At 65.1% G+C, this 7,451-nt stretch carries 8 protein-coding genes; all 8 read left to right on the top strand.

Features of this window, described 5'->3' with window-relative positions:
• Nucleotides 1–143: 143 nt before the first annotated feature.
• The 8 genes from J1M87_RS26300 (at nt 144) to htpX (ending at nt 7,251) form a co-directional block, all read left to right on the top strand.
• On the top strand, nt 144–830 hold the full coding sequence (locus J1M87_RS26300; protein ID WP_206492642.1) for an HAD family hydrolase: 687 nt from the start codon (nt 144–146) through the stop codon (nt 828–830).
• Nucleotides 827–1,840, top strand: coding sequence for a phosphate/phosphite/phosphonate ABC transporter substrate-binding protein (gene phnD / locus J1M87_RS26305; protein ID WP_206492643.1), 1,014 nt, complete (start codon nt 827–829; stop codon nt 1,838–1,840). Before J1M87_RS26300 ends, phnD begins: the two co-directional genes overlap by 4 nt.
• 6 nt (nt 1,841–1,846) lie before the next feature.
• On the top strand, nt 1,847–2,650 hold the full coding sequence (gene phnC, locus J1M87_RS26310) for a phosphonate ABC transporter ATP-binding protein (protein ID WP_206492644.1): 804 nt from the start codon (nt 1,847–1,849) through the stop codon (nt 2,648–2,650).
• A complete protein-coding gene (phnE, locus tag J1M87_RS26315; protein WP_206492645.1) occupies nt 2,647–3,441 on the top strand; it encodes a phosphonate ABC transporter, permease protein PhnE in 795 nt (264 codons plus the stop codon). The genes phnC and phnE (J1M87_RS26315) overlap by 4 nt, the downstream gene beginning before the upstream one ends.
• Nucleotides 3,438–4,286 carry a phosphonate ABC transporter, permease protein PhnE gene (gene phnE / locus J1M87_RS26320; protein WP_206492646.1) on the top strand — a complete coding sequence of 283 codons (849 nt, stop codon included), beginning with the start codon at nt 3,438–3,440 and terminating at the stop codon, nt 4,284–4,286. Before phnE (J1M87_RS26315) ends, phnE (J1M87_RS26320) begins: the two co-directional genes overlap by 4 nt.
• Nucleotides 4,287–4,293: 7 nt before the next feature.
• The gene (locus J1M87_RS26325) at nt 4,294–5,151 is read left to right on the top strand and encodes a MurR/RpiR family transcriptional regulator (protein WP_206492647.1); all 858 of its coding nucleotides are present in this window, start codon (nt 4,294–4,296) and stop codon (nt 5,149–5,151) included.
• A 125-nt stretch (nt 5,152–5,276) separates the two neighbouring features.
• Nucleotides 5,277–6,296, top strand: coding sequence for a polyprenyl synthetase family protein (locus tag J1M87_RS26330; protein WP_206492648.1), 1,020 nt, complete (start codon nt 5,277–5,279; stop codon nt 6,294–6,296).
• Between the two features lie 85 nt (nt 6,297–6,381).
• Nucleotides 6,382–7,251 carry a zinc metalloprotease HtpX gene (gene htpX / locus J1M87_RS26335; protein WP_206492649.1) on the top strand — a complete coding sequence of 290 codons (870 nt, stop codon included), beginning with the start codon at nt 6,382–6,384 and terminating at the stop codon, nt 7,249–7,251.
• Nucleotides 7,252–7,451: the final 200 nt, after the last annotated feature.

Here is a 7,451-nt window from a genome sequence, read left to right on the forward strand (position 1 = left end):
GGTGGGGAGTGCTCACTGGTCCAGTATCCCGATTTCGGCCGACGTGGTGTTTCGAGGGGCTCGGGTTAACGCTGCGTGAACGCTTGTTTCATAGATTCGAAATCTATGGACGGATCGTTCATGGCGGGTCTAGCGTCTCTGACGTGCAGCAACCGATTCTCCTTCTCGACTTCGACGGCACCGTCTGTCTCGGGGACGACCCCGTGTGGGCCTACGCCGACGCGGTTGCCGATTTCCTCGACCCGGACACCGCTGCAACCCTGCGGGCCGGGTTGACGGCATTTCTCGATCACGGCGCAGGGGAGTACCTCGACGGGTACTCCGCGGTCCTGGACCTGGCGGCAGGGCTGGACGCTACGTCACTCGCGGCCGCGTACACGCTCTCCCGTGACCGTCTGGCCGCGGGTGAACTGGATGTGTGGGCTCCGGCCGGACTTGCCGAGTTCCTCGGTCGCGTCCGCGCCGAGGTGGTGCTCGCCACCAATGCCCCGCGACGGGGCGTCGTGGAGACTCTCGACCGCCTCGGCCTGACGGCGGCGATGGATCGCATCGTCACCGACGCAGGCAAACCCGAGAAAATGTCTTCTCTGGTGGACGCGCTGCTCGGCGACAGTCCACCCCACCTTCTTGCCAGTGTCGGCGACATCTGGCGAAACGACCTCGACGCACCGCATCGACGCGGTGCCGTCACCGCCTACATCGACCGCCACGGTCATCGCAGGCCGGAGGCAACATGGTCTGCCTCGACCTTCCCGGCCCTGTACGACGAGCTCTTCGAATGGTCCACCGATCCAGCAGTATTCGCACTCACCCACGAAGGACAGTCATGAGAATCCGCACTCCCTTGCTCGCGGTGGTCGCCACCGGACTGCTCACTGCCTCGCTGGCCGGTTGCGGTGCCCGCGACGAGTCCTCCACCACATCCTCCGCAGCGTCCCCCTGCACCGGGTCGAGTACGGCAGACGCCCCGGACCCATCCGAGCTGACCCTGGCTCTCGTCCCCTCGGGGGATGCCAACAAGTTGGTCGAGACCGTCAAGCCGCTGCAGGATGCGCTCACCGAGCGCCTCGGTATTCCGGTCCGCGGTGTCATCACTCAGGACTACCAAGCTGCCGTGGAAGCCATCGGAGCCGATCAGGCTCAGATCGGGATGCTGCCACCGCTGCAAATGGTGCAGGCCTGCAACAAGTACGGTGCCGAGCCCGCACTGCAGACCGTGCGCAAGGGCAAGACCACGTACGCGTCGCAGTTCTACACCAACAACCCCGACAAGTACTGCGAGGACACACCGGTGACCGGGGTCAACGGCCTGCTGTACTGCAACGGAACCGAAAGTGGCACGGGCCCGGCCGGACTCGATTCGCTGAGCAAGATGACCGGTGCCAAGACGGTCATGTTGCAGTCCGCGTCCTCCGCCGGATACGTATTCCCCTCGGCCGCGCTGAAAGCGGTGGGTATCGACCCGACCACCGATCTGGACCTGACGCAGGTCACCTCGCACCCGGCAGCGGTGCTGTCGGTGAACAACGGCGACGACGAGGTGGGGGTCTCGTTCTGGGATGCCCGCGAAACAGTCGTGAAGGACACTCCGGACGTGGCGAAGAATCTGGTGGTGTTCGCGCTCACCAACGAGATCCCCAACGACGGTGTCTCGATCAGCAGCTCGCTCAGTCCTGATCTGCAGCAGCGGATCTCGGATGCGATGGAGGACTACGCCTCCACCCCCGAGGGGGTCGAGGCGCTGACGGCGATCTACCAGATCACCGGGCTCGACAAGGCGGATCCCGCCGCGCTTCAGCAGGCTCAGACCGAGGCGGACTCCATCGGCCTGGGGAACTGATCGACGATGAACGGCGACCGCATCGCATTCGAGAACGTCTCGGTCACCTACCCGGGCGGGCACTCCGCGCTCGACGCGGTGTCGCTGGAGATTCCAGCGGGTCAGATGGTCGCCGTCGTCGGGTTGTCCGGCGCAGGGAAGTCCACGCTGATCCGTACCATCAACGGACTCGTTCCGGCCACGGACGGCACCGTGACCGTCGGCGATCGCACGCTGAACAACCTCAGCGCCAGACAATTACGCGATCTGCGCGGCGACATCGGGATGATCTTCCAAGGATTCAATCTCGCGAAGCGCACCAGTGTGCTGAACAACGTCATGATGGGCAGGCTGCACAGTTCGCCGATGTGGCGAACCCTGCTCGGGGCGTGGTCGGCCGAGGACACCGAGCTGGGCATGCAGGCGCTCGAACGCGTCGAGATCGTGGGCAAGGCGTATCAGAAGGCCTCGTCGCTGTCCGGCGGACAGCAGCAGCGGGTCGCGATCGCCAGGGCATTGGCGCAGGAGCCGCGGGTGATCCTCGCGGACGAACCGGTGGCCTCCCTCGATCCGCCGACCTCGCACGTCGTCATGCGTGACCTGCAGCGCATCAATGTCGAGCTCGGCATCACCGTCGTGGTCAACCTGCATTTTCTCGACCTGGCCAAGCGCTACGGCGATCGTCTGATCGGGCTGCGCGACGGCAAGGTCGTGTTCGACGGCCACGGCCGCGATGCCGACGAAGCGGTGTTCGAGAGCATCTACGGACGTTCTCTCACCGCCGAGGACGTGCTCGAGGCCGGCTTCTCGAAAAACGGGGCAGAACTGTGACGACCCCGGTCACGGAACGGCCTCCCAAACCCCGGAACGGGTGGAAAGCCGTTGCCGTGCTTGCCGTCATCGCGATCATCACGATCTGGGCCGGGATCGGTGTCGATGCCGACCTGGGCGACATCATCGACAACTGGGGCAACGCGACCGGCAAGCTGGTGCAGCTGATGCAACCCGACTACTGGTTCTTCCCCGAGACCGTCGACGCGATCCTCGAGACCCTGCAGATGGCAATCATCGCGACTGCGATCGGTGCAGCGATCTCGTTTCCGCTGAGCTTCGCGGCATCGAGGGTCACCAACCCGAACCGGGCGATGCTCGCCGCGGTCCGCGCAGTCATGAACGTCGTTCGTGCAGTGCCGGATCTGCTGTACGCGGCGGTGTTGGTGGCGGTGGTCGGCACGGGTGCGCTGTCGGGGATCTTGGCGCTGATCGTGTTCAACATCGGCATCATCGTCAAGCTCGTGTCCGAGGCGCTCGACTCGATCGATCGCGGTCCGCAGGAAGCTGCTCTCGCCGCGGGTGGTACCTGGATCGCGGCCAACCGCAGTGCCGTTGCGCCGCAGATATTTCCGGCCTTCGTCTCACAGGGCCTGTACACGTTGGAGTTGAACGTACGCGCGTCTGCGGTGATCGGGCTCGTCGGCGCGGGAGGTCTCGGCATGCTCATCGACAACGTTCGCACCTTCTACAAATATCACCAGCTCAGCCTCATCATCCTCGAGATACTCGTCATCGTGCTCGCGCTGGAGATGCTCTCGTCCTGGGCCCGTCGAAAGTTGGTCGGATGACCGTCATCGACCGCACCTCCCGATCGACCCCGGCGCGGCCGCGCAGACCCCGCAACACCGTGCGTACCGCTGTGTGGGTCAGCGTCGTCGCGGTGTTCGCGCTGTCGTTGTACGGCATAGAGATTCGCTGGGATCGGTTGCTCGATCTACCGCAGAACCTCGTGCGCTATGCCGGACTCATGTTTGCGCCGCCGGACCTCTCCGCGCTCGGCAAAGCCGTCTCGGCCACCATCGAATCGGTCCAGATGGCCTGGTTCGGAACGGTGCTCGGCATCATCGTGTCGTTTCCACTGAGCTTCCTCGCGGCCGCGAACATCGGGCCGGTGTGGTTGCGCTGGCCCCTGCGTGTCGTGTTCGCCGTCATCAGGGCCGTACCCGAGGTCGTCATCGCGATCCTCATTCTCTCGGTCACCGGGCTCACCGCCTTCACCGGTGCACTCGCGATCGCCATCGGTTCGGTGGGCACCCTCGGCAAATGGGGATACGAGGCGATCGAGGGCGCGGAAAAGGGGCCGATCGAAGCGGCCCGCGCAGCAGGTGGATCCACAGCGCAGATCGTGCGCTGGGGACTGTGGACCGGCGTAGCGCCCGAGGTGTTCGCCTTCTGGCTCTATCGCTTCGAGATCAACGTTCGCGCGTCGGCCATCCTCGGTCTGATCGGTGCCGGCGGCATCGGCTCCATGTTGGTCGACAACGTTCAGTATCGGCAATGGGGTGCGGTCGGGATGCTGCTGATCGTCGTCGTGGTCATCACCGTGATCATCGATCAGATCTCCGGGCAGGTGCGTCGACGCATCATCGACGGACAGTGGGGCTGGCAGCGGAAAGCGCGAACACGACTATGAGCAAGATATGAGCATGGATCTCGCGCCGGGTGGAGTCGTCCCGCACATCAGATCGATCATTCCGTCGTTGCTTCCGGCCGAGCGGGCCGTCGCCGAGGTGTTTCTCGACCGCCCCGCCGACATCGTCGAGATGTCCTCGCAGCAGGTCGCCGACGCGGCAGGCGCATCGCGGGCCTCGGTGGTGCGCACCTGTCAGAGCCTCGGCTTCGGGGGCTATCAACAGCTGCGCGTGCTGCTCGCCCGCGATGCGGCGCGCGAGCTGCCCGGCAGGCAGCAGTCGGCGGACGGTCCGTTCGCGATCGTGACGGAGACGTTCGCTCATGTGGGTGAGTCGATCGCCGCGATGACGGCGTTGTTGACAACCGAGGACGTCACCCGCGCCGTGGACACTCTGGCCGGTGCAGAGTCCGTCGTCGTCATCGGTAACGGACTCTCGGCCCCGCTCGCCGCTGATACCGATGCGCGGATGCGCTCGGTGGGGCTGCGCTCGCACGCGCCGACCGACTCGATAGCGCAGCAGGTCGCCGCTCGGCTCCTCACCGACCGCGATGCCGCCCTGATCATCAGTGGATCGGGCGCGACGAGCGCGTCGACCAGGGCGGCTCAGGCTGCCCGGGAGCGAGGGGCCACCGTGGTGTCGGTGACGTCGTTCGCTCGATCGACCCTGGCATCGGCGTCCGACATCTCGTTGGTGGTCGGGATGCGAGATCTGAGCTTTCAGCGCGAACTGTCGGTGACGAGCAGGATTCCGCACGTGATTCTGCTCGAGGGCCTGATGGCTGCATTGACCGATGCGTTGGGTGAGAGGGCTTCGGCCGCGATGGCCGCGACGCTCGAAGTCATTTCCGGCAACCTGGGTGAGTGAAGCGTCACCTGTGGTCGGTGACACCGTCGCACCGGTGTGCACGCTAGGTTCACTACGGTAGGGGACGAGCAGTGGAGCTCCGCTGCACCCGCCGGCACGTGGACGACAGGACAGGGACCAACATCGTGAGTACAGACGACGCTGCCGTAGCAACGGTCGTTGCCGGAGTCGACCTGGGGGACCCGGAGCTCGCGCGATCCGTCGCCGACGGCCTCGCACGCGTCGAAGAACTGATGATCAGCGAACTCTCCGACGGAGAAGAGTTCCTGACCGAGGCCGCGCTGCATCTGGCGAAGGCCGGCGGCAAGCGTTTCCGGCCGCTGTTCACGGTGCTCACCGGCCAGCTCGGGCCCTCCCCGAGCGACCCGGCGATCGTCACCGCCGCCACGGTCGTCGAACTGGTCCATCTCGCAACGCTCTATCACGACGACGTCATGGACGAGGCCTCGATGCGGCGGGGTGCAGAGAGTGCGAACTCACGCTGGGGCAACAGTGTGGCGATTCTCGCCGGGGACTACCTGTTCGCGCACGCGTCACGGCTGGTGTCCACCCTCGGTCCCGACGCCGTCCGCATCATCGCCGAGACCTTCGCGGAACTGGTCACCGGTCAGATGCGCGAGACGATCGGAGTCAAGGGCACCGACGATCCCGTCGCGCACTATCTGAAGGTCGTGTGGGAGAAGACCGGATCGCTGATCGCCTCGTGCGGACGCTTCGGTGGAACGTTCAGCGGCGGCGATGCCGAGCATGTGGGACGCCTCGAGCGACTCGGCGACGCCGTCGGTACCGCTTTCCAGATCTCCGACGACATCATCGACATCTCCTCGGCCACCGAGCAGTCCGGTAAAACTCCTGGCACCGACCTCAGAGAGGGCGTGCACACGTTGCCGGTGCTGTACGCGCTCCGTGAGGAAGGTCCCGACGGGGATCGTCTGCGCGAGATCCTGGCAGGCCCGGTCACCGAGGACGCTCTGGTCACCGAGGCAATGGAATTGCTCGAGCGTTCGCCCGGGATGGTGTCGGCGAAGAACACCCTCGGTGAGTACGCGGCTCGGGCCCACGCGGAACTCGCGCTGCTGCCGCAGGGCCCGGCCAACGACGCCCTCGGGCGGTTGGTGAACTACACCGTCGAACGCGTCGGTTAGGCCAACTCGACCATCGGGAACCGACTGCTGGGGTTTCTTCGTTGAATCAGGTAGTGAGACCTGGTACGAGGAGGCACAGTCAGATATGAACGGCTACGCGAACGGCGTCAAGACCTTCGGCCTACTGGTCGGGATGTCCGCGCTCATCGTCTTCATCGGCTCGCTGTTCGGTAACGCGACCATCCTGCTCGGATCCATCGTCCTGGCGGTTGGTGTCAACGGCTATGCGTACTTCAACAGTGCCAAGATGGCCTTGAAATCGATGCATGCGGTGCCGGTCAGTGAGCTCGAACAGCCGGCCATGTATCGGATCGTGCGGGAGTTGGCGACGGCAGCGCATCAGCCGATGCCCGCGTTGTACGTGAGTCCGACCAACAATCCCAATGCGTTCGCCACCGGGCGCAACCCGCGCAATGCCGCGGTGTGCTGCACCGAGGGGATTCTGCGGATCCTCGACGAACGAGAACTACGGGCCGTTCTCGGCCACGAACTCTCGCACGTCTACAACCGGGACATTCTGATCTCGTCGGTGGCAGGCGCGATGGCTGCTGTCATCTCGGGTCTGGCCAACCTCGCGTTCTTCGCCAACGTCTTCGGCGGACGCGGCAGCGGGGGAGCCAATCCGATCGCGTTGCTGCTCGTGTCGATGCTGGGCCCCATCGCGGCCACCCTGGTTCGGCTGGCGGTCTCCCGCTCGCGCGAGTACCAGGCAGACCAGTCGGGAGCCGAGCTGACCGGTGATCCGCTGGCACTCGCGTCGGCGCTGCGCAAACTCGAGCAGGGTGTGCAGTTGGCACCGTTGCCGCCCGAGCCGCGACTGGCGTCGGAATCGCATTTGATGATCGCCAACCCGTTCCGCATCGGCGACAAGGCTGGGCAGCTGTTCGCCACCCACCCGCCGATGGCCGACCGCATCGAGAGACTCGAACGCATGGCCGGCTACCGGCCCTACTGACGCCGAGCCTGCGGCATGTGAGCGGAAATTCGTAGTGGACTACGAATTTCCGCTCACATGCGGCGAAGCCGCTCTCATATGGAGGTCGGCCTGTCAACGACGGCATGGTGAAGCGGTGGCACGCACCGTCGTGTGTGCCACCGCTTCCTGTTGCCGGGATGGTGATCGATGCGAGTGGGAGGTGAGCGTGTCGTAGTGTT

This window comes from Rhodococcus sp. KRD162 (assembly GCF_017168335.1).
In the GTDB taxonomy this organism is placed as follows: domain Bacteria; phylum Actinomycetota; class Actinomycetes; order Mycobacteriales; family Mycobacteriaceae; genus Rhodococcoides.

What these genes read in the sequence shown, in the direction of transcription:
- phnD (WP_206492643.1), top strand. Translation starts at nt 827, where the DNA reads ATGAGAATCCGCACTCCCTTGCTCGCGGTGGTCGCCACCGGACTGCTC.
- phnC (WP_206492644.1), top strand. Translation starts at nt 1,847, where the DNA reads ATGAACGGCGACCGCATCGCATTCGAGAACGTCTCGGTCACCTACCCG.
- phnE (WP_206492646.1), top strand. Translation starts at nt 3,438, where the DNA reads ATGACCGTCATCGACCGCACCTCCCGATCGACCCCGGCGCGGCCGCGC.
- J1M87_RS26325 (WP_206492647.1), top strand. Translation starts at nt 4,294, where the DNA reads ATGAGCATGGATCTCGCGCCGGGTGGAGTCGTCCCGCACATCAGATCG.
- htpX (WP_206492649.1), top strand. Translation starts at nt 6,382, where the DNA reads ATGAACGGCTACGCGAACGGCGTCAAGACCTTCGGCCTACTGGTCGGG.